Source organism: Cyclobacterium jeungdonense (assembly GCF_010994275.1).
In the GTDB taxonomy this organism is placed as follows: domain Bacteria; phylum Bacteroidota; class Bacteroidia; order Cytophagales; family Cyclobacteriaceae; genus Cyclobacterium; species Cyclobacterium jeungdonense.
In genome coordinates this window covers 47,164-74,040 of sequence record NZ_WMCD01000008.1, presented here as the reverse complement: position 1 = coordinate 74,040, position 26,877 = coordinate 47,164, and the positions used below count along the sequence as shown (strand labels likewise).

15 protein-coding genes are annotated in these 26,877 nt (G+C 45.0%); 6 read left to right on the top strand and 9 right to left on the bottom strand.

The window, feature by feature from the left end:
• Window positions 1-118: 118 nt before the first annotated feature.
• The 5 genes from GKS34_RS15880 to GKS34_RS15860 all read left to right on the top strand — a co-directional run bounded on the left by GKS34_RS15880 (window position 119) and on the right by GKS34_RS15860 (window position 17,471).
• A complete protein-coding gene (locus GKS34_RS15880; protein ID WP_163385966.1) occupies window positions 119-343 on the top strand; it encodes a hypothetical protein in 225 nt (74 codons plus the stop codon).
• A 46-nt stretch (window positions 344-389) separates the two neighbouring features.
• Window positions 390-1,550: a helix-turn-helix domain-containing protein gene (locus GKS34_RS15875; protein WP_163385965.1), complete on the top strand. Its 1,161-nt coding sequence runs from the start codon at window positions 390-392 to the stop codon at window positions 1,548-1,550.
• Window positions 1,551-2,054: 504 nt separating this feature from the next.
• Entirely contained in the window at window positions 2,055-15,203 is a 13,149-nt protein-coding gene (locus GKS34_RS15870; protein WP_163385964.1) for an MBG domain-containing protein, read from the top strand.
• 41 nt (window positions 15,204-15,244) lie between these two features.
• Entirely contained in the window at window positions 15,245-16,225 is a 981-nt protein-coding gene (locus tag GKS34_RS15865; RefSeq protein WP_163385963.1) for a PorP/SprF family type IX secretion system membrane protein, read from the top strand.
• A gap of 358 nt (window positions 16,226-16,583) precedes the next feature.
• Window positions 16,584-17,471 carry a diacylglycerol/lipid kinase family protein gene (locus tag GKS34_RS15860; protein WP_163385962.1) on the top strand — a complete coding sequence of 296 codons (888 nt, stop codon included), beginning with the start codon at window positions 16,584-16,586 and terminating at the stop codon, window positions 17,469-17,471.
• 57 nt (window positions 17,472-17,528) lie between these two features.
• On the opposite strand, the gene GKS34_RS15855 is transcribed toward GKS34_RS15860, so the two are convergent.
• From GKS34_RS15855 to GKS34_RS15845, 3 genes are all read right to left on the bottom strand, one after another.
• Window positions 17,529-17,903, bottom strand: a complete 375-nt coding sequence (locus GKS34_RS15855) for a response regulator (protein ID WP_163385961.1) — start codon at window positions 17,901-17,903, stop codon at window positions 17,529-17,531.
• A 214-nt stretch (window positions 17,904-18,117) separates the two neighbouring features.
• Entirely contained in the window at window positions 18,118-19,746 is a 1,629-nt protein-coding gene (groL, locus tag GKS34_RS15850; protein ID WP_163385960.1) for a chaperonin GroEL, read from the bottom strand.
• A 48-nt stretch (window positions 19,747-19,794) separates the two neighbouring features.
• Window positions 19,795-20,073 carry a co-chaperone GroES gene (locus GKS34_RS15845; protein WP_162343507.1) on the bottom strand — a complete coding sequence of 93 codons (279 nt, stop codon included), beginning with the start codon at window positions 20,071-20,073 and terminating at the stop codon, window positions 19,795-19,797.
• Window positions 20,074-20,302: 229 nt separating this feature from the next.
• Between GKS34_RS15845 and GKS34_RS15840 the strand changes: the two genes are divergently transcribed.
• Window positions 20,303-21,013 carry a hypothetical protein gene (locus GKS34_RS15840; protein ID WP_163385959.1) on the top strand — a complete coding sequence of 237 codons (711 nt, stop codon included), beginning with the start codon at window positions 20,303-20,305 and terminating at the stop codon, window positions 21,011-21,013.
• Between the two features lie 45 nt (window positions 21,014-21,058).
• On the opposite strand, the gene GKS34_RS15835 is transcribed toward GKS34_RS15840, so the two are convergent.
• The 6 genes from GKS34_RS15835 to miaB all read right to left on the bottom strand — a co-directional run bounded on the left by GKS34_RS15835 (window position 21,059) and on the right by miaB (window position 26,773).
• Window positions 21,059-22,033, bottom strand: a complete 975-nt coding sequence (locus GKS34_RS15835; protein ID WP_163385958.1) for a sterol desaturase family protein — start codon at window positions 22,031-22,033, stop codon at window positions 21,059-21,061.
• A gap of 158 nt (window positions 22,034-22,191) precedes the next feature.
• Window positions 22,192-22,563: a preprotein translocase subunit SecG gene (gene secG / locus GKS34_RS15830; protein ID WP_163385957.1), complete on the bottom strand. Its 372-nt coding sequence runs from the start codon at window positions 22,561-22,563 to the stop codon at window positions 22,192-22,194.
• Window positions 22,564-22,574: 11 nt separating this feature from the next.
• The gene (locus GKS34_RS15825; protein ID WP_163385956.1) at window positions 22,575-23,417 is read right to left on the bottom strand and encodes a DUF8458 domain-containing protein; all 843 of its coding nucleotides are present in this window, start codon (window positions 23,415-23,417) and stop codon (window positions 22,575-22,577) included.
• A gap of 42 nt (window positions 23,418-23,459) precedes the next feature.
• Entirely contained in the window at window positions 23,460-23,996 is a 537-nt protein-coding gene (locus GKS34_RS15820; protein ID WP_163385955.1) for an LptE family protein, read from the bottom strand.
• Complete coding sequence (locus GKS34_RS15815; protein WP_163385954.1) at window positions 23,986-25,296, bottom strand: sigma-54 interaction domain-containing protein; 1,311 nt, start codon at window positions 25,294-25,296, stop codon at window positions 23,986-23,988. The genes GKS34_RS15820 and GKS34_RS15815 overlap by 11 nt, the downstream gene beginning before the upstream one ends.
• Window positions 25,297-25,312: 16 nt before the next feature.
• Window positions 25,313-26,773, bottom strand: a complete 1,461-nt coding sequence (miaB, locus tag GKS34_RS15810; protein WP_163385953.1) for a tRNA (N6-isopentenyl adenosine(37)-C2)-methylthiotransferase MiaB — start codon at window positions 26,771-26,773, stop codon at window positions 25,313-25,315.
• Between the last annotated feature and the right edge of the window lie 104 nt (window positions 26,774-26,877).

Below are 26,877 nucleotides of genomic sequence, written 5' to 3'. Positions count from 1 at the left end.
GTGTAATTAAAACAAATTGTGTTTCTCCTAAAAAAAAATTAATTTTCGAATCCAATGAATTGAATAAACCTTCCGATACCTGATTCAGTGTGTCCGCTTTTTTTTAGAATAATAACCCATGTCCGGAACATTGATCATTATGTTGTTTATTTTTCCCATTGCTGTAATGGCGGCTTTGGAGTTAATCGCAAAAGGGAATAGCCTGAAACCAGACTTTCATGAGTTTTCAATTAAAGAAAAAATTTTCCGGAAAAAGTGGCTCCCACTGAGGGATATGGCTAAAAAACTACACTTGTGGGTTATTGATCATTCGTTAAATTTGGTTCAGGAAGATTTCAGGTAAGATTAGAATGGAGGCAAGCTTACTTTTATTTATCAATATTTTGTTTTTGGCAACAGTTAATGCTATCGTTTTGATAGCCATAAGCTACAGGATGGGTACCAAGACCTATCTTTTAGGTTGGTCTTTGCTTTGCTACAGCTTGTTCTTTCTGGTTTATTTTTTGTGGTTTCATGCGGGTTGGATTTTACGGTTTCCCCATTTTATTCGGACCGTAAACCCACTGATGTTTTTGACCGCTCCATTTTTTTATTTTTATATCCGAAATTCCCTTTTAAACAGAGAGGGTTTGGACCTTAAAGACACGCTTCACTTTCTTCCTGCACTCCTTCATGTGCTGGATCTTTTGCCCTTTTATTTACTGAGTTATGAGCGCAAACTCGAACTGGCAAAAATGTTTGTGGACGATCCCAAAACGCTCAATCTATATGCCAATGGTATTATTCCCACCTATGTAGTGGATAGTTTCAGGATTGTTTTGATGTCAGCTTATTTGGGATACTCTATTTGGCTGCTGTATCGGTATAATCCAAATTGGATAAATCCATTCCGGAAAGAGACAGTCAAAAATCCCCTTTCGGTTGTTGCCTTTTTGTTTGTCATGATCACATTTGGGTACTTTTCATACCATACCTTTTGGATGATTGAGACCTTGGCAGGATTTCAATTGCCCGGTTTGTTATCATTTTTTACCTGGGTAACCCTGGCTGCCATAGCCGTCCTGAGCATTTACCTTCATTTGAATCCGGAAAAGTTGTATGATTTGCGGCACGAAAAGATTTCGGAATATGATGTAAACCCGGAAATCCACTCAGGTCCCGAAATAGAAAATAAAGAGCAATTTAAAGATGAACAGCTCGGAACGATTAAGCGGATAGCCGATTTATTGACCCAAAGACAAGTATTTCTCCGGCAAGATTTGAAAGTGGGGGAATTTGCGGACATGGCGGGTGTGAATAGCAGAGACCTGAGTATTTTGCTTCAGAAGGTATATCAGAAAGGCTTCAGGGAACTGATCAATCATTATAGAATTGACTATGCCATTGACAAATTGAACGAGGGCTACCTGGACGACCGTACCCTTGATGCTTTAAGCAGGGATTGCGGCTTCAACAGCAGGGTGACTTTTTTTAATGCTTTTAAAAAGGAGATGGGCGTAAGTCCCAGTGAATATTGGTCCCATTTTCAGTCCGGGGAAGATTTTTCCTGAAAGCCTGTTCTATCGGTTTTTAAATTTAGATGATTCGCTTTGGGAGGATGGATATACAGAAAAATTTACGCCCGACATCCCAATTCATAAACACGAACCCAAGGAGAGATTTCTCGTATTTTTGATACAGATATTAGCCAATTCGGAAAAGTTTACAAAATTATGTCTTTTCCAAAAAATTAACACACCACTTTCCTGAAGTGCTATTTGTATTTCCTGTTCTGTAAAATGGACTTTTCTGACTAGGTGTTAAGAAAACTGCTTTTGGAGTACTTTTCCGAAATGTTTTTCTCAAAAACCACCTACCTTTCCCACATGAATCACAGTTATTTTAAAAATTTTTAGGATAAAGCAATGAATAGAAATTTTACCAAACAGCTTTTTTTAAGCCTGGCAAATACCTGGATTTTAATTTAGAAATATATTTCCAATTCCTTTTTGGTTTCCCTTTTTAGCCAGATCGGGAACTCATGATTTTGGACCTTTTTAAAAATCAATACAGCAATGAGAAAATCAATACCCTTTTTAAACCTTCAAAAAAAGTTAAGGACAGGGAGCGTGGCAGCTATGCTATTGTTCAGTTTCATCCTTTCCGGGGGAATTTCGGATGGTTTTGGCCAGGGCAATTCCAGCCAGGAATTTGCGGAGCAAAATAAGTTCCTGGCAATTTTAGATGACAATACTGCTTCTGACTACACTTATTTTCCAGCTGGGAATGTTGCCTTAGATCCTGCAAGCACTGAGAGGACTTACAGTGCTTACCTGAGTCCTGCCACTAATGAAAATGTTGTGCCAGTAAGCCATACCTATGGGGTTGTCAGCAGTAGCGGAATATTGGCTTCTACCGTTCTGGACTATGCTGCAGTACCCGGTACAAATAATATTAACAACCATACAATCACTGCACCTCTTTCCACCAGTACCAATTTCACCATTGACTGGGGGAATGGAGATGAAGGCCCTGATACTTATACGAGTAGTCTTATACGAGTAGTAGGTGGAGCAGCAATTGCGCCGGTAGATGGTGGCACACCTGGGGCTACAGATGGCACTATTTTTAATCTCACTAGTCACGGCCTACAGCTAACCGCCAACAATAGTTTCTCAATTGATGCATTAAATTTGTATCGTAGAGGTGATTTAAGTGGAACCGAAGATTTTACCATTACAGGTTATAAAAACAACAATCAAACGGTGACGGACATTCTGACCTGGACTGTGACCACCACGAATGGAACGGAGGTATTTACTCGCGGAGCAGGCTCCTGGAACAATAACCCCGCCTGGGAAAATATTGATAAATTAGTGATCAGTTGGCCTGATCCGATGACCAACCAAAGCGCTTATCAAGAAATTGCCGTAGTCGACATTACGGTTTCCGATCCTACGGCCAGCAATAGTGCACCAACCGTATCCACATCAGCCGCATCATCCATCACCGCTACCGGAGCCACCCTAAGTGGCAACGTAACCGATGATGGAGGTGCCAATGTAATCGAACGCGGTTTTGTGCATGCTACCAGCTCTAATCCAACCACTTCAGATACCAAAATACAAGACGGAACCGGAACGGGCGCATTTGAGGAAGCTATTACCGGCCTTACCGCAGAAACCACTTACTATGTGCGGGCCTATGCGATTAATGGAGAAGGCACTAGTTATGGGACTGAGGAGAGTTTTACAACGAGTGCCGTGTCTGGTAGCCAAACAACCCTGGAATTTACAGGGGGCTATACGGCAATTGCTTCCTACGGCGCATCGCCACGTTCAGGTGACCTAACCATGTCCGAAGATGGAATAAATTACACTTTTGAATCAGTAGGAGGAGGGAGTGGTGTCATTTCCCGAAACACATCAGGTGATGGTGATGCGATCGTATTCACAATGAATTCATCACATTCATACCACAGTTTTAAAAGAACCGATGGGGCTAACTTCCAGCTTGACAATATTTCCATAGAGTTTAACATTAGCAATACTACAAGTGCCACGTTGACAGGATATGATAACGGGTCAGCAGTAAGCGGGGCGACTAAATCGATTACGTTTGCTCAAAATATTATTCAAAATATAGACGTTTCGGAAAACACGAATTTTGATGCTATAGATGAGTTTAGGATCACATTTTCCGGAAGTCCTGACAATAATGCTACCACTGTATTAAGTGATGTAACGTATTCACCAACGGCAGCCTCTTACAGTGTCCCAAGCATAACCACCTCAGCCGCATCCTCCATCACTGCCTCCGAAACGACATTAAATGGAGAGGTAACCTCGGACGGAGGAGCCGCCGTTAGCGAGCGAGGCTTTGTGTATTCCCTTACGGATAATACCCCAACCATAGGAGAATCTGGCGTAATAAAAACGGCAGTTGGTAGCGGGACAGGGACATTTAGTAATGTCATTTCGGGGCTGTATCCTTCCAGCACCTACTACTATCAGGCCTATGCCACTAATAGTGAAGGCACCACTTTCGGCGGGGTTCAGAGCTTTAGTACCTTGGCCTCCTATTTAGAAAACTTCTCATGGTCGGCTGATAAACTTTCTGCAAGTGCTACAGGGGTTACGTATACCTTCAATTATGAGATTGTAACAGCAAACCCTCCCACATTGCTATATGCGATAAATTATGGTGGGTGGGAACTGCCATTTTTGGGCTTAAGTGAAAATGGCTATTATATTACAGATCTTGAGAAGGAAGATGTTACCGTTAAAATCAATAATGTAGAGGTTAACAGGGCGGATTTTGGTGTTCGAAATTGGAGTAGATCACTGATAGATATAAGATTAGTAGACCCAACCTTGCCTTCCGGGTCTCAGGTAGAAATAATAATCAAAAACGTAACCAATAAAAATACCGGATCCTCGGCATGGACTTGGATTAGGACGTCAACAAGTGGAGGACATGAATTGGATGGAGCCGCAAACCCAGACCCTATTGTTTTAAGCCCTCCAACTGCTACAGGAGCGATAACCATTACTGGTGATCCAAGCGATCCGACTTCTGATTGGTTATTAAGCGGCGGGAAATTAATTCCTTTGGTAGATGGGGCAAAAGTAAATGTTAGTGAAGTTACCAATTCCCTGGCTTCAGGAAATCTCACTATTGAAGCAGAGACAGATGTATTCATTGACGCGGCTCTTGTACCCACTTTGGCAGCGGCAAAAATTCTTACCTTAAAGGCAGGTGGAAATGTTATTCTTAGCCCTGGAAGTGAAATCACCGCAACCGGTGATAAGCTTGATCTGATCCTTTGGTCAGATGCCGATGGCAATGATGACGGAGTGGCCTGGCTCAACTGGAACACCGCATCCCAGGGTGCATCTATCCATACCAACGGAGGACATCTCTGGATGGGAGGTGGATCCGGATCGACAACCTGGAACGGCCTGACTGTAGGAGATGGTGTAGCGAGAGGAAATTCCATCAATTCTAACGGAATTACTTTAACAAAAAGTAATATTCAGACAGGGGGTGGTAATCTGGCATTCTATGGTAGAGGAAGGACTGGTGCTGCGGTAGGCATCCCGGTACCTGCCAACGAAGCAGGTTCAAGCGCGGGAACAGGTAACAATATTAACGGAATCAGAATACTGGGAGGTACGCAAATCAACGCAGGAACAGGAACAGTGTACCTGTACGGCTACGCCGATGCCACTTCCGGAAATGCCAATGGAATAGAGATGAGTCAGGTACCTGGCGGACCTGGCCTGATAACCAACGCGAATACCACCCAAGAAGCCATAATTTTGGAAGGTTACGCAGAAAACAATCCCTTGGCCTCTAATTCCTGGGGTGTATATACCCATTATTCTACGGTACAAAACACAGCAAATGGCACCATACATATCAAAGGTGGAGGAGCCAAACAATCCGGTGTCACCATTGCAGCCGGAGGGGCCGTTTTATCTCAAGCAGGCAAGATAATTCTTGAAGGTACGGCAGCCGGTACAGGAAGTCCATACCCGGTTTTGATTCAGGGAGCAGTTGGCCAGAAAGTTGGTTCGGATGTTACCGCGTCCAGTGCGGCTATTGAAATCATTGGCAACACTTTCAGTATTTCCGGAACAGATCCAAATGGCAGCATAGCTTCTTCAGGTAGTCTAACGATTAACCCTTTAACTGCGGGAACCACCATTGGTATCGGTGGTGCTTCTGGTACCCTTCAATTGGCATCTTCCTACTTCTCCACCCATTTTGCTGATGGCTTTTCGGAAATAACAGTAGGAGACGAAAGGGCTGGCCTGGTTTCAGTAGGAGGCACCTTTGTTTACCAAGACCCACTTACCATTAAAACGGATGCAAGTATTGTCTTTGCTTCAGATGCAAATGTAAGCAGTGCTACTGCCAATGCGTTGACACTTTGGACTCGTGCATATGGAAATAACGATGCCACTGATGCCAATTATGGTATGATATGGTTGCCACAAGGAGCTTCCATCCATACCGGAGGTGGAAATTTGACCATGGGCGGTGGTTCGGATCCCGCAGTAGGATATGCATTAGGTGATACTAGTGTGCCATCAAGTGCTGAAAATTATGCCCGCACTCGGGGGGTGGTCATGAATGGAGCTGTTAATGCAGATGGTGGTAATATTATTATAAATGGTAAAGCATCAAGTATTGTAACACATGCCAGAGGAGTAAATATCGCAGGACCTGTGAAAACAATAGGTAGTGGAAGTATCACAATCGATGGAATAGCAAAAGGTTCCTCGGATGGCATTGCATTGGGAGATAGTTATTTTACGCCTGATGCTATCGGTATATTGGAAACAGAGACCGGAAATATCTTCTTGGATGGTAAGGCAACTGCCTCCGACAAGAATGGGATTAATATCTCAACTTCGGGATCTTTAATTAAAACGAATGGGAATTTGTCAGCCGTCAGTAACGGAAGAATATCAGCTACTGCAGGTGCGTTGGATATTGGCGGAAATACCAGCCTGGAAGCTGCTGACAATATCCTCCTGACACATGAAAGCAATGATTTTGGAGGCAGTTTATCCGTGAACAATGCGGCTGATATCCAGATTATAGATCAAAATGAAATGGCACTGGGAGCCATTAACGCAAACGGATTGATTGATATTGCCACGCTTAGTGGAAACCTGACACTTTCTGGAAATCTGACCACGAGCTCAACGTCAACCGATGCTATTGTACTTAATGCTGGTAAAAATGAATCCATCGGTGCAGAGACTGGCGGAGATATTATCGTGTCCGTTTCTCCGATCATTTCGACGGGGGCTAACGGCATTGTCAAGCTGTTCAGTGGTTCTGAACCTACAAGTACAGGGCTTACAGCTTTGGTGGGAGGTTCGACCAATGTCCGCAGGGAAGTGGACGAAACGACAACGACCTTTGATCCTGTTTTGGCAGTTGGAAATACCTATGCGTTGTACCGTTATCAGGATATTATCCAATTGACCCTGGATGATCAGAATTTGGCTACCTCAAAAACCTATGATGGCACCAACAGTGCAGCTGTTTCGGATATCGTGCTGTCGGGAGTTCGAACTGGAGAAGAAGTTACCGTGACCGGGGAAGCTACTTATGATAACAATTCGGTAGGTACGGGTAAAACCATTACGGTGGTGTATACGCTTGGAGGCGCTGATGCAGCCAGGTATATCGCTCCTGAAAATACGGTAGTGACTACTGGTGAAATCGCGCCGAAAGAATTGACCATTACGGGCCTTACCGGAAATGACAAAGTTTATGACGGTACCACCACGGCCACTGTAAGTGGTACGGCTGAATTGAATGGACTTGAAACAGAGGATGACGTGACCCTGGAGGGTACAACAGTTTTCAACTTTGCAGATCAAAATGTCAGTACCGCTATTTCGATTACCGCATCAGGTTATACAATCAGTGGTGCTGATGCCGGTAATTATAGCCTGGCCCAGCCAACAGGACTAAGTGCGGACATTACAGCCAGAGAAATCACCCTTACAGCAAATAGTGATTCCAAGGTATATGACGGTACCGCCTTGACAAACAATGGCTATGCTATCACATCAGGTGCTTTGGCTGATAATGAAGTATTGGATGCGGTTACGGTGACGGGCTCACAAGTAAATGCTGGCTCCGGTACTAATGTACCAAGTGTCGTTGTGATCCAGGATGCTTCAAGCACTGATGTTACAGCTAACTACAACATTTCCTATCTTAACGGGACACTGGAAGTAACCCAGGCCGCCCTGACCATCACAGCAGACAACAAGTCTAAAGTGTACGGTGAAATAAATCCAACATTGACTTTTACCTATACCGGTCTGGTCAATGGAGACACCGAAGTAAGCACCGAACCTGCTATCAGCACCATTGCTACAGCAGGATCAAATGTAGGCACTTACCCGGTGACTTTAACCGGCGGGTCGGATGCGAACTACGCTATCAGCCTGGTAGCGGGTGAACTGGAAGTAACACAAGCAGCATTAACCATCACCGCAGACGACAAGTCGAAAGTGTACGGTGAAGCGAATCCATCCCTGACCTTTACCTATACCGGTCTGGTCAATGGGGATACGGAAGTCAGCGATAAACCAGGTATTAGTACGACTGCCACTGAAAGTTCCAGCGTAGGCACTTACCCGGTGACTTTAACCGGCGGGTCGGATGCGAACTACGCTATCAGCCTGGTAGCGGGTGAACTGGAAGTAACACAAGCAGCATTAACCATCACCGCAGACGACAAGTCGAAAGTGTACGGCGAAGCGAATCCATCCCTGACCTTTACCTATACCGGTCTGGTCAATGGGGATACGGAAGTCAGCGATAAACCAGGTATTAGTACGACTGCCACTGAAAGTTCCAGCGTAGGCACTTACCCGGTGACTTTAACCGGCGGGTCGGATGCGAACTACGCTATCAGCCTGGTAGCCGGCGAACTGGAAGTAACGCAGGCCGCTTTGACCATCACAGCAGACGACAAGTCTAAAGTGTATGGTGAAGTAAATCCAACATTGACCTTTACCTATACCGGTTTGGTCAATGGGGACACGGAAGTGAGCGGTGAACCAGCAATCAGCACCACGGCAGCAGCAGGATCTAATGTGGGAGTTTACCCAATTGCCCTGACCGGTGGATCGGATGCCAACTACGACATCAGCCTGGTAGCGGGTGAACTGGAAGTAACCAAGGCCGCCCTGACCATCACGGCGGATGATAAGTCCAAGGTGTATGGCGAAGTCAATCCGGCCCTGACTTTCACCTATATCGGTCTGGTCAATGGGGATACGGAAGTCAGCGATGAGCCAGGCATCAGCACGACTGCCACAGCAGGGTCGAATGTGGGAGCATATCCAGTCACCTTAACTGGCGGTTCGGATGCGAACTATGACATCACGCTGGTAGCCGGCGAACTGGAAATAACGCAAGCGGCTTTGACCATTACGGCCGACGACAAGTCGAAAGTGTACGGCGAAGCGAATCCATCCTTGACTTTCACCTATACCGGTCTGGTCAATGGGGATACCAAAGTCAGTACCGAACCGGCCATTAACACCACGGCCACAGCAAGCTCCATTGTAGGAAACTATCCAGTTAACTTAAGCGGTGGTTCGGATGCTAACTACAATATCAGCCTGGTAGCCGGTGAACTGGAAATCACCCAGGCGGCCCTGACCATCACGGCGGATGACAAGTCCAAAGTGTACGGTGAAGTAAATCCAACATTGACCTTTATCTACACTGGTCTGGTCAATGGCGACACGGAAGTTAGCGATGAGCCAGTAATATCAACGACAGCAACAGCCAGCTCCAACGTAGGCACCTATCCGGTCACTTTAACCGGTGGATCGGATGCTAATTACGCGATCACACTTGTAGCAGGCGAACTGGAAGTGACGCAAGCCGGCCTGACCATCACGGCGGATGACAAGTCCAAAGTGTACGGTGAAGCCAATCCGGCCCTGACCTTCACCTATACCGGTTTGGTCAATGGAGATACGGAAGTCAGCGATAAACCAGGTATTAGTACGACTGCCACTGAAAGTTCCAGCGTAGGCACTTACCCGGTGACTTTAACCGGCGGGTCGGATGCGAACTACGCTATCAGCCTGGTAGCGGGTGAACTGGAAGTAACGCAAGCAGCATTAACCATCACCGCCGATGATAAGTCGAAAGTGTACGGTGAAGCGAATCCGGCCCTGACCTTCACCTATACCGGTCTGGTCAATGGGGATACGGAAGTCAGCGAGGAGCCATCAATCGGTACATCTGCCACAGCAGGATCAAATGTTGGTCTTTACCCAATTGCCCTGACCGGCGGTTCAGATGCGAACTATGACATTTCCCTGGTAGCCGGCGAACTGCAAGTAACCCATGCAGCATTGACCATCACGGCGGATGACAAGGCTAAATTGTACGGCGAGGCCAATCCGGCCCTGACCTTCACCTATACCGGTCTGGTCAATGGCGACACGGAAGTTAGCGATGAACCTGGTATATCCACGACAGCAACAGCCAGCTCCAACGTAGGCACCTATCCGGTCACTTTAACCGGTGGATCTGATGCCAATTACGCGATCACACTTGTAGCCGGCGAACTGGAAATAACGCAAGCGGCTTTGACCATTACGGCCGACGACAAGTCGAAAGTGTACGGCGAAGCGAATCCATCCTTGACTTTCACCTATACCGGTCTGGTCAATGGGGATACCAAAGTCAGTACCGAACCGGCCATTAACACCACGGCCACAGCAAGCTCCATTGTAGGAAACTATCCAGTTAACTTAAGCGGTGGTTCGGATGCCAACTACAATATCAGCCTGGTAGCCGGTGAACTGGAAATCACCCAGGCGGCCCTGACCGTCACGGCGGATGACAAGTCCAAAGTGTACGGTGAAGTAAATCCAACATTGACCTTTATCTACACTGGTCTGGTCAATGGCGACACGGAAGTTAGCGATGAGCCAGGTATATCCACGACAGCAACAGCCAGCTCCAACGTAGGCACCTATCCGGTCACTTTAACCGGTGGATCGGATGCTAATTACGCGATCACACTTGTAGCAGGCGAACTGGAAGTAACGCAGGCCAATTTGACCATCACAGCAGACGACAAGTCTAAAGTGTATGGTGAAGTAAATCCAACATTGACCTTTACCTATACCGGTTTGGTCAATGGGGATACCGAAGTCAGCGATAAGCCTGGTATCAGCACTACGGCCACCTCCAGCTCTAACGTGGGAACGTATCCGGTGATTTTAACCGGCGGTTCAGATGCGAACTATGACATCAGCCTGGTAGCGGGTGAACTGGAAGTAACGCAAGCAGCATTAACCATCACCGCCGATGATAAGTCTAAAGTGTACGGTGAAGCGAATCCATCCCTGACCTTTACCTATACCGGTCTGGTCAATGGCGACACGGAAGTTAGCGATGAGCCAGGTATATCCACGACAGCAACAGCCAGCTCCAACGTAGGCACCTATCCGGTCACTTTAACCGGTGGATCGGATGCTAATTACGCGATCACACTTGTAGCCGGCGAACTGGAAGTAACGCAGGCCAATTTGACCATCACCGCAGATGATAAGTCTAAGGTGTATGGTGAAGTAAATCCAACATTGACCTTTACCTATACCGGTTTGGTCAATGGCGACACGGAAGTTAGCGATGAACCTGGTATATCCACGACAGCAACAGCCAGCTCCAACGTAGGCACCTATCCGGTCACTTTAACCGGTGGATCTGATGCCAATTACGCGATCACACTTGTAGCCGGCGAACTGGAAATAACGCAAGCTGCCCTGACCATTACGGCCGACGACAAGTTTAAAGTATATGGCGAAGCGAATCCATCCTTGACCTTTACCTATAGCGGTCTGGTCAATGGAGATACCGAAGTCAGAACCGAACCAGGCATCAGTACGTCTGCTATCGCAGGATCCAATGTAGGTACTTACCCCATTGCCCTTACCGGTGGTTCGGATGCGAACTATGCGATCACGCTGGTAGCGGGCGAACTGGAAGTGACCCAGGCCGCCCTGACGATCACCGCTGATGATAAGTCAAAAGTGTATGGGGAAGCGAACCCAACCCTGACCTTTACCTATACCGGTCTGGTCAATGGAGATACGGAAGTCAGCGATGAGCCATCAATCAGTACAACCGCTACCGCGAGCTCAAACGTAGGAACGTATCCGGTCACTTTAACCGGTGGTTCGGATGCGAACTATGCCATTACCCTGGTAGCTGGCGAACTGGAAGTAACACAAGCCGCCTTGACCATCACGGCAGACGATAAGTCTAAAGTGTACGGGGAGGAAAATCCCTCCCTGACCTTTACCTATACCGGTCTGGTCAATGGGGATATCGAGGTGAGCACCGAACCGGGTATCAGCACCACTGCTACAGCAGGATCCAATGTGGGTACCTATCCCATTGCCCTGACCGGGGGATCGGATGCGAACTATGCGATCAGCCTGGTAGCGGGGGAACTGGAAGTAACACAAGCTGCATTGACCATCACGGCAGATGATAAATTGAAAGTGTATGGGGAGGTAAATCCAGCCCTGACCTTTAGCTATACCGGCCTGGTCAATGGAGATACGGAAGTGAGCACAGAACCAGGCATTAGCACCACAGCAACGGAAAGTTCCAACGTAGGCACCTATCCGGTCACCTTAACCGGTGGTTCAGATGCGAACTACGACATCAGCCTGGTAACCGGGGAACTGGAAATCACCCAGGCCGCTTTGACCATTACGGCGGATGATCAATCGAAAGTGTATGGCGAAGCCAATCCGGCCCTGACCTTTACCTATACCGGTTTGGTCAACGGCGACACCGAAGTAAGCGAGGAACCTGCCATCAGCACGATTGCCACAGCAAGCTCCAGTGTAGGCACCTATCCGGTTACCTTAACCAGCGGCTCGGATGCGAACTACGCTATCAACCTGGTAGCGGGCGAACTGGAAGTTACCCAGGCCTCCCTGACCATCACCGCAGACAACAATTCTAAAGTGTACGGCGAAGCCAATCCATCCCTGACCTTTACCTATACCGGTCTGGTCAATGGAGATACGGAAGTCAGCGATAAGCCTGTCATCAGCACCACGGCGACTGAAAGTTCCAATGTAGGAACGTATCCGGTCACTTTAACCGGTGGTTCAGATGTGAACTATGCCATTACACTGGTAGCGGGCGAATTGGAAATTACTCAGGCTGCGCTGACCATTACGGCCAACGACAAGTCTAAAGTATATGGCGAAGCGAACCCAACCCTGACCTTTAGCTATAGCGGTTTGGTGAATGGGGATACGGAAGTCAGCGAGGAACCGGGTATCAGCACCACGGCAACTGAAAGCTCCAATGTAGGTAGTTATTCCATTGCCCTGACCGGTGGTTCCGATGCCAATTATGCCATCAGTCTGGTAGCGGGCGAACTGGAAATCACCCAAGCCGCTTTGACCATCACGGCAGATGATAAGTCGAAAGTATACGGCGAAGCCAATCCCTCCCTGACGTTTACCTATACCGGTCTGGTTAATGGGGACACGGAAGTGAGCACAGAACCTGCGATCAGCACCACTGCCACGGCAGGATCAAACGTAGGAACCTATCCGGTCACTTTAACCGGCGGCTCGGATGCGAACTATGCGATCACGCTGGTAGCCGGTGAGCTGGAAGTAACGCAAGCCGCCCTGACCATCACCGCAGACGATAAGTCCAAGGTGTATGGCGACGAAAACCCAGCATTGACCTTTACCTATACCGGTCTGGTCAATGGAGACACGGAAGTCAGCGATGAGCCGGGTATCAATACCACGGCGAGCGAAAGCTCTAATGTAGGTACTTACCCCATTACCCTGGCCGGTGGTTCGGATGTGAACTACAATATCAGCCTGGTAGCCGGGGAACTGGAAGTGACCCAGGCAGCCTTGACCATCACCGCAGATGATAAGTCTAAGGTGTATGGTGAAGTAAATCCATCCCTGACGTTTACCTATATAGGTCTGGTCAATGGGGATACCGAAGTCAGCGATAAGCCTGGTATCAGCACTACGGCCACCTCCAGCTCTAACGTGGGAACGTATCCGGTGATTTTAACCGGCGGTTCAGATGCGAACTATGACATCAGCCTGGTAGCCGGGGAATTGGAAATAACACCAGCCGCCCTGGCGATCACGGCAGATGACAAGTCTAAAGTGTACGGTGAAGCGAATCCATCCTTGACCTTTACCTATACCGGTCTGGTCAATGGGGATACGGAAGTCAGCGATGAGCCGGGTATCAATACCACGGGCACAGCAGGATCCAATGTAGGTACTTATCCCATTGCCCTGACCGGGGGATCGGATGCGAACTATGACATCAGCCTGGTAGCGGGTGAACTGGAAGTAACCCAAGCTTCATTGACCATTACCGCGGATGATAAGTCTAAGGTGTATGGTGAAGTAAATCCATCCCTGACGTTTACCTATACCGGTTTGGTCAACGGGGATACCGAAGTCAGCGAGGAACCGGGTATCAGCACGACTGCCACAGTAGTATCAAATGTAGGTACCTATCCAATTTCCCTTACCGGCGGTTCGGATGTGAACTATACAATAAGCCTGGAAGGAGGAACCCTTACCATTTCTCAGGCTACCTTGTCGATACAGGCCTTGGATCAGACAAAAGTCTTTGGAACCGGGGATCCTCAACTGGAATACAGTGCCGAAGGATTTCAGGCAGGTGATGACGAATCGGTTCTTTCAGGTACACTGGAAAGAGTACCTGGGGAACAGGTTGGAGATTACCCGATCGGATTGGGGAACCTGGCTGTTGAAGCCAATTACCAACTCGAATTCCAGGGAGCCGTCTTCACCATTGTTTCCTCCAGACTCGCAGTGATCAATAACCTGCCCGAGATGGAAACCCCCTGGTCCGTGGATCCGCAGTTGCCCAAAACACTTACCGTCCTAACGGAGGACGGACAGATTCTGGAAGTGGCTGTGGATTGGAATGCCAGTGGGCTGGATGTCTATAACAGTGGCTTGTATACGATCACCGGGGAATTACAACTGGCGGATGGAATCCAGTATGAGGAATACGAAAAAGCGTACCTGGATATTCAGGTGTTGAAAAAGCCAGCCCCAGAGGACCTTACCTTGAGCCATCAGGAATTTGATCCGGGAACCACGGAGCATTTCTTTGAGATCGGAAATCTGATCATAACCGATCCGGTAGATGCCATCCATCAATTGGAGCTGGTAGCGGGCGCGTTGGATAACAAGTATTTTGAAATTCATGACCGCATCCTTTACTGGAGCAGCGCAGAGCGTGTACCAGGACAAACCACCTTCTCCATTTTGGTTCGGGTAACAGACAGAGATGGAAATGTATTGGAAAAGCAACTGGATCTGACCCGCAACAGAATCGATCTAAACTCCCTGACCGTGTACAATACGTTTTCACCGGAAGATGACGGTACCAACGATACCTGGGGCGTTCCAGACCTTCGACACTTTAGTGGTGTTCGTCTTCAGGTTTTTGATCGCAGTGGAGAGCGCGTTTTCTACACCGAAAATCCGGATATCCGCTGGGATGGAACCTACCGGGGTAAAGCATTGCCAGCCGGAGCCTATACCTGGATACTGGAGGTAACTGAAACAGGAGCGAAGAGAATGGGAATCTTAAACCTACTTCGAAAGTGATGAACCGTAATATTATTCTTTACCCCATTAATACAGAAAAAATGAAGCAATTTTTAGAGACCCATCTGCTGCGAAAGCTATTTGTTACCGGATTGGTAGCACTGCTGGGGGCGACTAGCTTACAGGCACAGTCCCGCAAATACATCAGTCAGTTTTCGCATTTTCAGAGTTATTTTAATCCCGGACTGACAGGTTACGAGGGGAGTACGCTGAGGGGCTTTGTTCGGAACCAGTGGGCAGGGCTGGAAGGAGCACCGAAAACCTACTTTGTAAGTGCCGAGATGGATCTCGGTGAACTTGCGGGCCTGGAGGATCCGGCTCGAATGGGCCAAAACGCCCTGTCCCTTAACCTGCTGCACGATACCTATGGGGCTTTTAAGGAAACGGAGCTGATGTTGGGTTATGCATCCCGGGTACGAATTACCGAAAATCACCAATTGCGGTTAGGTGCCGGCATTAATTACCAGCAAATAGGGTTGGACGGGAATGCCCTTACGGTAGAGGAGCAAAACGACGCGACACTGGGCAACTACATGGGTACTTTTTCGACCATGCAAATTTTGGATTTCAACCTGGGGCTGGCCTTTACCCATCCGAATTATTACCTGAGTTACGGCATGCATCGGGTGAATGGAGGAAAAATAAGTTCGGGAGATGATTTTATGGAAGGTTACCCGGCCAGCAAAATGCTACAGGCGGGATATCGGGAAAGGCTGACACTGAATCTGGCACTCATTACCAATGCCTTTTACCGGACGCAGAAAGGATTGCCGGATCAATTTGACATCAATCTGAAAACGCTATTGATGGACCGGCTCTGGATAGGAGGGGGGCATCGGTTCAACTACTCTAGCAACCTGCAATTTGGCGTATTGACGGATCGCATGCGCCTGGGATATGTATATGAATTTCCGCTGGCTCAATCTTACCAGCTGCCTGGAAGGATTCATGAATTCACGGCGATCTTTAACCTGTTTCCCAAAAATCAGGACGAGAAAGGAACTATTCTTCCTATTTGGTAACTAAAATAAGCGAATAATTCGCAAATGCGAAGCAGGGGCAATGCACCATCCGTGCATTGCCTTTTGCTTTTCTTTGAATAGGGTGGGAATAAAAACACCTGAAAACGGAGTTATTACAGTTCAGCAGAGGCTCGGGCAAACGCTGTATTTGTGTTAATTTTTTACCCGAACTTGTTTACTGGTTTAGTTTTTGTTAAAGAATTTATGGAATTCCTTACCATCCCTGCGCGAAGCCACATTTTCGATCCAAGGTAGATTTCAGGTGATCTGACTCTATGTTGTTTACTATAATATTTGAGGCAGGTTGTAAGGATATTTGCCCTATGTAAACCGTTTATTCCAATCAATTTTACCAACTATGAATAAATCAGCTCTTTTTGTGCTCAACCCTTTTTCAGGGGATTTGCCTGACAAAGATGTAATTGTCCAATCCATTCTGGATCAGGCGAAAGGATATACCCTTAAATTATGGAAAACCACAGGGGAGAATGACGGAGAAAAGATAAAAGCAGCATTAAAGGAGCAGCATTATGAATTAATTTTAGTTGGCGGCGGAGACGGTACGATCAAAATGGTCGCACAAGCATTAGAAAGTAACGAATGTTGTCTGCTACCCATTCCTTTTGGCTCTGCCAACGGCCTGGCCACCTGTCTGGGTATCGAATCCTGGGAGGATAGCCTAAAGATTCTGGATCAGGGGAGAAGTAAACCGATGGACCTGCTTGAGGTAAACGGACAGGTGTGTTTGCATCTTTGCGATTTGGGTTTTAACGCTGATCTTATAAGAAAATTTGAGGGCGGAGATGAACGCGGCATGGTTTCCTATTTTAAAAATTCACTGGCAAGTTTTTTTGAGATCAAGCCGTATCGATTTCAAGTGAAGACACACGCTGAATGCGAATGGGTAGATGCAAAAATGCTGGTAATAGCCAACGGGCCAAAATATGGTACCGGGGCTACCATTAATCCGAATGGCCGGATGGATGATGGTATTTTTGAAGTTATTGCCCTTAACCCAGAGGGGTTATCCGATTGGTTGGAATTGGCCTATGGCATGATCAAAAAAAAAGATTTTAGTCATTTAGACTTCGTTCGAAGTTGGTCTTGTCAATCCTTAACACTTTCCAATCCGGACAAGGCACCTTTCCACATCGACGGTGAAATGGCAGAGAGTCCTGAAGAAATTAAAGTCCAGATTCGTAGAGGGGAAATCTGTTTGTATTATCAGGAAGAAAAGATGGACTAAAACAAGATTTCTGCTTCATCTATTTTGAATACAAGATTTGAAATTCAGAATACACGGTTAAATTAAGGTTTCCAGTTTTTCATTTGTAAGGGGTTTTTCAATAAATCCGCTTACAAACGGGAACTCCTTTGATTTTTGGCGATCCTGAAAATCAATGGAACTCGATAACATGATAATACGGTCGTTTCTTTTGTTTTCAAGCTCAACGTAATGGCTCAAAAAATCCCAGCCGTTCATAACAGGCATGTTGATGTCCACCAAAATCAATATCTTTTTTGCCAATTCCGGATTTTTCAGGTATTCAAGCGCCAGCTCTGCCTCTAAAAATTCGATGGTTTTTGGTGATAAATTTAACTTGTTGATTAACCGTTTATTGATTAAATTATTAATAGGGTCATCATCAATTAAAACAATTAAATCGAATGGGTGCATTGATTTTAAAATAATAACTATTCTCTCGCTCGATCTCTATTTTCAGAAATTTAACACTATAATCTCAGTATTAAAATATTCTGTTCATTTTTTGCGATTTCCTCTCAGGATGATGAGATCGGACATAAGTCAAAAATCTTCTCTTTATTTCAGTTACAAATAAAAAAGGGGGAAGCTATCAGCTTCCCCCTTTCAGAAATATGGGATAGATGGATTACATCATACCACCCATTCCGCCGCCTCCCATTGGAGGGCCGGCAGGAGCTTCTTCCTTGATATCTGCTACCACACATTCGGTGGTCAACAGTAATGCTGCAATTGATGCGGCATTTTCAAGTGCCAATCGAGTCACTTTGGTAGGATCGATTACGCCTGCTTTAAACAAGTCTTCAAATATATCTGTTCTGGCATTGTAGCCGTAATCACCTTTCGAATCTCTGATTTTATTGATTACAACAGAAGCCTCTCCTCCAGAATTGGAAACGATAGTTCTTAAAGGAGACTCAACAGCCTGTTTGATGATGTTGATTCCTGTATCCTCGTCTTCATTTAAACCTTTAAGTTTTTCAAGAGCAACAGCAGCACGGATGAGAGCAACACCCCCACCTACTACCACACCTTCCTGAACGGCGGCGCGAGTGGCATGCAAGGCATCATCTACTCGGTCTTTTTTCTCTTTCATTTCCACTTCAGTAGCTGCACCAATGTACAAGATGGCAACGCCACCAGACAATTTGGCCAACCTCTCCTGAAGTTTTTCCCGGTCATAGTCAGAAGTGGTTTTCTCTATCTGACTTTTGATTTCATTGATTCGACCTTCGATAGCTGATTTTTCACCAGCACCGTTTACGATGGTAGTGTTGTCTTTATCGATGTTGACTTTCTCAGCAGTACCCAGGTAATCAACGGTTACGTTTTCAAGCTTGTAACCTCTTTCTTCAGAAATCACGGTGCCTCCGGTAAGTGTAGCGATGTCTTCCAACATGGCCTTCCTTCGGTCACCAAATCCTGGAGCCTTCACAGCCGCTACCTTTAGCGCTCCCCTTATTTTGTTCACTACTAAGGTGGCAAGAGCTTCTCCATCCACATCTTCGGAAATGATCAACAAAGGCCTTCCAGACTGAGCTACGGGCTCTAGGATAGGAAGCAATTCTTTCATGGCAGAAATTTTCTTATCGTAGATAAGAATATATGGGTTTTCCAGCTCCGCTTCCATTTTTTCCGTATTGGTGGTGAAGTAAGGAGAAAGGTAACCCCTGTCAAACTGCATACCTTCTACGGTTTTTACTTCAGTTTCAGTTCCTTTAGCTTCTTCAACGGTAATTACACCGTCTTTACCCACCTTCTCCATTGCATCTGCAATCATCTTACCGATTTCATCATCGTTATTAGCAGAAATAGTTGCAACCTGAGCGATTTCTTTAGAAGTAGAAATTTCTTTGGAAGCTTTTCTCAATTCATCTACAACAGAACTAACAGCCTTATCAATTCCCCTTTTGAGGTCCATTGGATTGGCTCCGGCTGCTACGTTTTTGATCCCAACTGAAAAAATAGATTGAGTTAGAACGGTAGCAGTAGTGGTTCCGTCCCCTGCGTCATCAGCAGTTTTGGAAGCAACCTCTTTTACCAATTGAGCACCCATGTTCTCGATTGCGTCTTCCAGTTCAATTTCCTTTGCAACGGTTACGCCATCTTTAGTAATGGTGGGAGCACCGAATTTTTTGTCCAAAATCACATTTCGGCCTTTGGGACCTAATGTTACTTTTACTGCGTCTGCAAGCGCATCCACTCCTTTTTTCAGACGATCTCTCGCGTCGGTATTGAAAAATAATTCCTTAGCCATATTTTAATCTTTTTTCGTTAGTATTAATTAAACTCGATTAAAGGATCCTTATAGGATAGCGAATATATCCGCTTCTCTCATGATCAGATAATCAGCACCTTCTACAGTAAGCTCAGTACCGGAATACTTGCCGTATAAAACGGTGTCTCCGACTTTTACAGTCAAAGGCTCGTCTTTTTTGCCGTTACCGATAGCTACTACGGTGCCTTTTTGTGGTTTTTCTTTGGCAGTGTCAGGGATATAAAGTCCTGAAGCTGTTTTTTCTTCTGCAGCAGCGGGTTCTACTAAAACCCGGTCCGCTAGAGGTTGGATGTTAACTTTAGACATTGTAATTGAGTTATTTTTAAAGTTTGAATTCTACAATACGATTTCCATACTCACACTTTCTGTGCCAATCCTATAGCGTAGCTTTTTCCTGACATAAAGTCCTATTTACATTCCTTCTCTGACAGGCACTCGGGATACGGTTTTTTAGACCTGTCATTTTTTCTGCGGCGAGTTGCATGACATGACATATTTTCGTAATTTTTATCACCGGATTTAACTTCGCTAACTTATGGACAAATTATCAGAAAACTGGATCTCAGAAGGATGGATAGATTTTGAGTACAAAAAGTACGTACTCTTGGCTTATCTTAAAACTGTCAATAAAAATTTTCAGGCCGTAAAGCTGTATCCTGCACTAACCGAATTAATCACACATCACCAAAAGCTCAGCCACCTGGACCAGAACCGGAACCAATTGAAACTGGCACTTCCTAAAAAATTGGAAGGAGTTGATTTCAAAAAAATGAAAATATCTTATAAGAATAAAATGGAGGAAGATGATATAATGAAAGAACTGGGTGATATCATCGTGTACTCTTTACCAAAAATTAAACAGCAAATTGAAGAAGGTAAATCCATTTATGACTTTATCGAAAGCCACTTGGAAATAGAACCGGTTGGATTGACCCCAATTTATCAAAAAGAAGGGTATGCCCTGCTTTCGTATAACCATTCCAAGGATGTGTACATCTATCGTTATCAAATCAACCTGTTCCAGAATAGCATGGATCGCTTTAGGGGCATTGCCCTTCGTTTTGTGGAATCCGTCAAAAGGAGTCTGACGCTTACCTACGAACACATCAAAATGGATCTGATCAAAAAGTTTACTGATTTACCAAATCCTTCGACCTGGAAGATTCAATCTGCGCAACATGTTCCGCTGGAAGAAAGCTTTTTACCGGTCAGCAAACGTCTTTTGTTGCAATATGTTCAGCCATAAAAAAGGAAGGGAATTTCCCTCCTTTTTTATGGCTGATAAATAAAATCAATCTTCTTTTTTCAACAGTGAATTCTCATTGCTCACCAGAATGGGAGTAGGAGCTACTGTTGTTTTTTTCGGGTGAATTTCTTCCTGCAACGCTTTTTCTCTCAACTCTCTGTTTTTTATCACTTCATCTCCTGGCTTTCCAAATAGTATCTGATATACTTCCTTTCTATTTTTAGCCTTTTTAAGGTCTTTGACTATATCGGCCCACTCGTGAAAATTAAGGTATACGGGATTATAAGATGTGACTGGTTTGGTGATACCATAAGTGGGTCTTTCTTTTTCCGGCATAAAGGTGCCGAAGATTCTATCCCAAATTATAAATGTAGATCCGTAGTTCTTGTCCAGGTAATGGGCATCACTTGCATGATGGACCCGGTGGTGGGAGGGTGTGGTAAAGAAATATTCAATGGGCCTTGGCAATTTTTTAATGTATTCTGTATGGATCCAGAATTGATATAAAACTGCAATTTGGTGACAAATGAAAAACACAAATGGGTGAAATCCCATAAGCATTACCGGAACAAAAAAGATGATTTTGATATGTTGCGTCCAACCCAGCCTGAAGGAAACGGAGAAGTTATATTTGGAAGAATTGTGATGGGTAATGTGCGTTGCCCACCAAAACCGTTGTTCGTGAGCAACCCGATGCGCCCAATATCGGAAGAAGTCTATGGCAAAAAAGCAACCTATAAACGACCACCAGGTGGCGGGTATTTTCCAGGGGACCATGTTCCAGCAAAACAAGGCAATTCCAAAGATAAAAACTTTAAGTAGCGCGCTGATACCCACGTTCACCAAACCAATGGTAGTGGCTGCCATAAAATCCTTGCTATCATAGGTATCTTTTTTTTGATATAAGCTGATTCCCCATTCCATGAAGACCAATAAGAACATCACTGGAGCCGCCCACAGAATGACATTGGGCCATTTGTCTGCGCCCAAATCTTCCATTGTTAGATGATTTTCAAACATAAATCGTGAATTTGGTTGATTTTTTATGGTTGTTAAAACGTTAAATTAATCATATTCCAGTTCATCTTCAATGTTTTCGGTCTGAAATAAATTTTCGAAAAAATATAAAAAAAGGCCTGTTTGTAAAAACAGGCCTTTAAATTTCATGTAAATCACTTCTATTCAATGGAATCCGGATCGGCATTCAAATCCAATCCATCGGCATCCTCCCCTTCCGTAGGTAGCAGGGATTCGTCATCAAATGAAGGAGTCAACATTTGTCTTTGGGCATTCTCTACATTTGGAGAACTGAACCCGGACGGAGCACTGGTCTGGTGAAATGCGGAAGATCCCAATGAAAGTACCAAAATGGCGATTGCCAAAACCCAGGTAGCTTTTTCAAGTATATTCCCTGTTTTTGTTACACCCATGATTTGAGACGCACTACCGCCAAAAGCGGCTCCTACGCCTCCTTTGGAATTTTGGCCCAATATCACCAAAATCAACAAAATGGCTAAAACGATTATGATACTGATTAGTACTGTAAACATTAGGTATGAAGTTATGCTTTTAATTTCTCAATTTGATCTGCAAAGTAAGTCTTTTTCCCTGGGAATTTCAATATTAATTTTCTATATATTTCGATCGCTTCCGGCTTTTTGTTTTGTTTTACCAATAACTTGGCGAAACTTTCGGAAAGCATGTTGTCATTTAAATGAGTGCTTTTTTCAGATAAGTCAGGTAAGTCTTGCTGTTCATCCATCTGTTCTTTAGGAAGCCGTATCGGCTTTTCCTGAAAGTTAGAAATCAGTTCCATTTGTTCTTTAATACGTCGATCGTTTAATCGGCGCTGTTCCTTTTGCGCTATATGATCGATCAAATCGCCTCCCTCTTTTTCCGAGTTTGAAGGATTTTCATCCTCTTTTTTTTTTTCAAAGGCACCTTTCCCTAATTGATTGGAGTCATTGTTTTTTATTTTTTTGAGGTTTTCCTCTAACCTTCGAAGGATTTCATCCCGATTAGGCCTGGAAGATGAGCTCGGAGAATCAGCAGGAACGGGGTCGTTAGCTACTGATTCCTCCTTATCAACCGAAGGTTGGACATCCACCTCTTTTTTTTCTTCCGGCTCTGGCAACCTCGGATCATCTGTGGTAAAAGGGAGGGGAAGTGAAACGGTACCGGTAAGTAATCCTTTCAGTCTTTTCCGGTTGGGGCTGAGTACCGCCGCCCAATGCAATTGAGGAGTGGCAGACTCGGCAGATTGATCCCACTCGTACCTTGCACACACTATTTTTGGTATCAGAAAATAAGGAAAATCTTCCTGAAGCTTACGGGCAGTATTAAAATCTTCCTGAGTTAACTGCTCCATTTTCTGAAGCAGAGATAGAAATTCTTGTGAGTTCACAGCATTCCGGTTTAAATTACTTTCATTAAGGTACTTATTTTTTCACCAATTAGCCACCGTTGAGGTAAAAACTTCCTGGATGATATTTTCAAAAATGACTTCTACCAGTTCGGTTTCTACTTGCAATAGAGAGGTGGTTCGGGGATCATAATCCTGAAAAAATGAAAAGGTTCTTTTTCCATTTTCTTCCTCATTGTCCAAATTTACATAATCCACTTCCACGCTAATCGTAATTCGCATTTGGCCTGCGCGGTCCGGTTGGTTGCTGTTTGGATTGGATACCGTCGCCTGAGGACTAATCGTGTATCCGGTGATAGCTCCTGAAAGTTGAAGATCTCCTCCGTTTTGAATGAGTTCAAGTTGGGTATTTCTTTGAAAATAGTCCTTGAGGTCTTCGGTAAACAGCTGTCCCATATTTGCTGGCCCTCCGCCGGAATCATTGAAAAAGTTTGCCACCGAAAAAGACTGCGTCACATTGTAGTCCAACGTGGTGCCGGTAAAGCTATATTCTACTTTACAAGCACTAATCCAGAATAAAACAAGGCAGGTAAGAAGGATCGTTCTTTTTTTAGATGTCATATTGTTTGATTTTCCGGTAAAGCGTCCTTTCCGAAATTCCCAGATCCATTGCCGCATACTTCCTTTTATTATGATGTTTCTTTAGAGCACGGGTAATTAATTCCTTTTCCTTCTTTTCTAACGATAGGGAATGATCATCCTCTTCGTGAACAATATCCTCAATAATATCTTCTTCGTACTTGCTCCTGGCTTTGTCTTGCTCCTCAGAATTTCCCTTATTTTCGCTCAATGATTCCAACACCAGGGGAAGGTTTTTTGAGGGCTTCGAATTTTCCTCATAGGCAGTCCCCGTATCCATGTCATCAAAAAGATTTTGATGTTTTTTCATGATCGTTTGGTCCAATCCTCCAGATCTGTAGGATTCAAGGATCAGTTTTTTCAGTTCTGTCATGTCCTTTTTCATATCAAAAAGGACTTTATACAAGATTTCCCTCTCCGAAAAATCGGAAAAGTTTTCTTTTTGCCCCTTATTTCCCGGCAAGGAGGCAGGAAGACTACTGCCCTCTTTTGGTAAGTATTTGTCTAATGTTTCGGCATTTACATCCCTTTCTTGTTCAAGCAACGAAATTTGCTCTGCTAAATTTTTGAGTTGACGGATATTTCCGGGAAAGGGGAACTTTGTCAGCAGGTTTTTTGCCTCCTCTGATAATACAATGGGTTTTACCTGATATTTTTCAGAAAAGTCAGTGGTGAATTTTCGAAACAGCAATACCATATCCTCTCCCCGCTGGCGTAAAGGAGGGACAAAAATGGGAACCGTATTGAGCCGATAATACAAATCCTCCCTGAATTTCCCTTTTTCCACCGCCTTGAGAAGGTTCACATTGGTGGCTGCTATTACCCTTACATCCGTTTTAAGTACTTTTGAAGATCCCACTTTGATAAATTCACCGTTTTCCAATACTCGTAAAAGGCGAGCCTGGGTACCCAGGGGCATTTCTCCAATTTCGTCCAAAAATATGGAACCTCCATCCGTCACTTCAAAATACCCTTTTCGGGCCTCATGGGCTCCTGTAAAAGAACCCTTTTCATGACCAAAAAGCTCAGAATCAATGGTTCCTTCGGGTATGGCACCACAATTAATAGCAATGAATTTACCGTGTCTGCGCTTGCTGAGCGCATGAATAATTTTAGAAAAAGATTCTTTTCCGCTTCCGCTTTCACCGGTAATCAATACAGTCATCTCCGTGGGAGAAGCCTGCATGGCTACCTGAATGGCATGGTTGAGCAAAGGGCTGTTGCCTATGATTCCAAACCTTTGTTTGACACTTAATATTTCTGATTCGCTGATAGGGACCATGCTGCTGTTCTGATTATCAATCGATTACTTCACCGAATAAGGTTGCTGAGGAACAATCGGTGATCTTTACCTTTGTATATTCCCCGATCTTCAACCTTCCTTTTGGAACGATGACTACCTTGTTTGCGGAATTTCTTCCCCTGAGTTGTTCGGCCGAACGTTTGGACTGACCTTCTATCAGTATTTCCTGTGCCTTACCGATATCTCTTTGGTTACGAAGGAGGGAAAGTTGGTTTTGTTTTTCGATAATCTCCTGAAGCCTTCGCTTCTTTGTTTCTAATGGAATGTCGTCTACCAACTTTTTAGCTGCCAGTGTTCCGGGTCTCTCGGAATAATAAAACATGTAAGAGAAATCATATTGAACCAGGTCCATCATACTCAGTGTATCCTGATGCTCGGATTCGGTTTCCGAACAAAATCCCGCTATCATATCGGAAGAAATGCCACAATCCTCTCCAAGGATTTCCCGGATTTTCTGAACCCGCTCCAGGTACCATTCCCGGTCATAGGTCCGGTTCATCAGAGACAATATCCGGGAATTCCCACTTTGCACCGGCAGGTGAATGTAGTTGCAAATGTTGTCATGCTTCTTCATTGTGAACAGTACCTCATCAGTGATGTCTTTTGGGTGAGAGGTTGAAAATCTTACCCTTAGACTGGGGTCAATTCTGGCCACTGATTCCAGCAAATTGGCAAAATAAATAACCTCTGAGACTCCTGTTGCCCTTTTATCGAGCCTGGCTTTATTGTTCTCCTCTGGTGACCATTTGTAACTGTCTACGTTTTGCCCCAAAAGTGTTACTTCCTTATAGCCTTTCTCAAACAATTCTTTGGCTTCTCTTACGATGGAATGTGGATCCCTACTTCTTTCTCTTCCCCTGGTGAAAGGGACCACGCAAAACGAACACATGTTGTCACAGCCTCTCATGATGGAAATAAAGGCAGAGACTCCATTGGAATTCAACCTTACGGGTGAAATGTCTGCGTACGTTTCTTCCCTGGACAGAAAAGTGTTGACTCCTTTAGAGCCCGCTTCTGCCTTGCCTACCAAATTGGGTAGATCACGATAAGCATCCGGGCCCACTACCAGATCTACCAACTTCTCCTCCTCAAGCAATTTTTCTTTGAGCCGTTCTGCCATACATCCCAAAACTCCGATTGTTAGTTCAGGATTTGCGGATTTAGCCTGATTGAATTGGCTTAGCCTTTTACGTACGGTTTGTTCTGCTTTGTCCCGGATAGAGCAGGTGTTTAAGAAAATTACATCTGCTTTACTGAAATCCGAAGTGGTATCAAAGCCGTTGTCTTTCATGATGGAAGCCACTATTTCACTGTCAGAAAAATTCATCTGACATCCATAACTTTCAATGTATAGCTTTTTTATTTTTCCGGTATTCTCATCTGCAGTGACCTTAAAATCACAGCTTTTCTCTTCTTCCTCCCGGATAATGTCGATATCTTTGATAAGGTTTTCCATTGGCTAAATTTCATTCAAAGCGCAAATTTAATAAAATACGGACAGATTGTCAGGGGAACGCGTCAATATTATAGCACAAATCTTCCAAATGGATTTTTCGTTTG

Excerpts from the sequence above, each read along its gene's own strand:
- GKS34_RS15880 (WP_163385966.1), top strand. The coding sequence starts at position 119 with ATGTCCGGAACATTGATCATTATGTTGTTTATTTTTCCCATTGCTGTA.
- GKS34_RS15870 (WP_163385964.1), top strand. The coding sequence starts at position 2,055 with ATGAGAAAATCAATACCCTTTTTAAACCTTCAAAAAAAGTTAAGGACA.
- GKS34_RS15865 (WP_163385963.1), top strand. The coding sequence starts at position 15,245 with ATGAAGCAATTTTTAGAGACCCATCTGCTGCGAAAGCTATTTGTTACC.
- GKS34_RS15860 (WP_163385962.1), top strand. The coding sequence starts at position 16,584 with ATGAATAAATCAGCTCTTTTTGTGCTCAACCCTTTTTCAGGGGATTTG.
- GKS34_RS15855 (WP_163385961.1), bottom strand. The coding sequence starts at position 17,903 with ATGCACCCATTCGATTTAATTGTTTTAATTGATGATGACCCTATTAAT.
- groL (WP_163385960.1), bottom strand. The coding sequence starts at position 19,746 with ATGGCTAAGGAATTATTTTTCAATACCGACGCGAGAGATCGTCTGAAA.
- GKS34_RS15845 (WP_162343507.1), bottom strand. The coding sequence starts at position 20,073 with ATGTCTAAAGTTAACATCCAACCTCTAGCGGACCGGGTTTTAGTAGAA.
- GKS34_RS15840 (WP_163385959.1), top strand. The coding sequence starts at position 20,303 with ATGGACAAATTATCAGAAAACTGGATCTCAGAAGGATGGATAGATTTT.
- GKS34_RS15835 (WP_163385958.1), bottom strand. The coding sequence starts at position 22,033 with ATGTTTGAAAATCATCTAACAATGGAAGATTTGGGCGCAGACAAATGG.
- secG (WP_163385957.1), bottom strand. The coding sequence starts at position 22,563 with ATGTTTACAGTACTAATCAGTATCATAATCGTTTTAGCCATTTTGTTG.
- GKS34_RS15820 (WP_163385955.1), bottom strand. The coding sequence starts at position 23,996 with ATGACATCTAAAAAAAGAACGATCCTTCTTACCTGCCTTGTTTTATTC.
- GKS34_RS15815 (WP_163385954.1), bottom strand. The coding sequence starts at position 25,296 with ATGGTCCCTATCAGCGAATCAGAAATATTAAGTGTCAAACAAAGGTTT.
- miaB (WP_163385953.1), bottom strand. The coding sequence starts at position 26,773 with ATGGAAAACCTTATCAAAGATATCGACATTATCCGGGAGGAAGAAGAG.